Raw genomic sequence first — 1216 nt, forward strand, 5'->3', positions numbered from 1 at the left:
CATTCAGAGAAGAATCTTCAAAGTATGTACCCGGCGGAGCCGTATATATATACTCTCCTTTCTTTTCCTTTCCTTTTATGTCATTTTTCCTGGAATTATCGTCATTTTTCCTGGAATTATCGGGATTATTCTCAGAATTATTTAAAGAAGGGTTCACTTTAATAAAGGTCTCCGTTTCTTCTTCCGGAAGGAGCCAGAAACCCTCTACTGTGATCGGATTTTTCAGTGCCCTGGCTTTTACCATTGCCTGATATCTCCGCTGTATTCCGGCAGAGGTCAAGACCTTGTCCGACTGAAAAAGTGTGTTATCAAACAGTGACCGTTCCAATAAGAAGTTCAAGACCTGCTTCACCTTATTGCTGTCCATGCTCAGATCATCTGAGACAATGAACTCAAAATCCTCATCAATCTTTAAATAATATCCTGCTTTGTATATCTCACATAGAATATACAGATATAAGGTAACCCCGTCAGCCCCATAACGGGCTTTCAGGATCTTTACCTTCTTGTCTGAGAAGAAATCCACATCCAGGCGAAAAAAGCGATTTCCTTCCTGTTTCCGCCTTGCCATATATGATTAAGCCTCCAGTTCTTCCAGACAGATCTCCAGTCTTGGTCTTTCGCTGTACTGCTTTCTTACCTGCAGCTCCACGACCTGTGTATCATCCCGGTATGCCACCTCATTAAGAGCATCCAGAACAGCTTTTACGATGTTGTCAATATCGGGCTTCTTTGTAGGAAGTAGCTCCCCGCTGAGCATGGCTGTCTTTTTCACCTTTGAACTGCTCTTGGGAATCTCATAAAAAGCCTGGATCCTCGCTTTGATATAGGCTCCATCTGAGAATCTCTGTTCCCCAGCAGCCTCCATATAACGGGTAGCAATAAAATTCTCATACAGGACCGTTTTATCCGGTGTTGTGCTGCTCATAGCCTTTTTCTTGGCATTATAGTAAGTACGCGCCCTGGCTTTTCCCTGAGGCTTGCCAGGCACTGTGAAACAAATTGCTGTCATAAATATAAGTCTTCCTTTCCGCTTCCCCAGCCTGTTTAAGACCAGGGAAGCGTTCTATCACGCGATAATAGTTAAACGCTTGTAAAGATCTTCCTCGCTCTCAAGGTTGCGCACAAAATAATCACGGATTTCTTTCATTGCAACATTCTTCCAGAGACCACCTTCGGCTTCTACGATCTTGAATACCGGAGCACCACCAGCGTC

The 1216-nt window shown here is 43.8% G+C and carries 2 protein-coding genes; both read right to left on the minus strand.

Annotated features, from left to right (window positions below; translation table 11 throughout):
* Positions 1 to 571: DUF4373 domain-containing protein (locus ACESTK_RS20435; protein ID WP_373120630.1), on the minus strand; the 571-nt coding region annotated here is incomplete at its 3' end.
* Between the two features lie 6 nt (positions 572 to 577).
* Entirely contained in the window at positions 578 to 1012 is a 435-nt protein-coding gene (locus ACESTK_RS20440; RefSeq protein WP_148463798.1) for a RusA family crossover junction endodeoxyribonuclease, read from the minus strand.
* Positions 1013 to 1216: the final 204 nt, after the last annotated feature.

This window comes from Ruminococcus sp. Marseille-P328, from assembly GCF_964249465.1.
GTDB classification, from domain to species: Bacteria; Bacillota; Clostridia; order Lachnospirales; family Lachnospiraceae; genus Blautia_A; species Blautia_A faecis.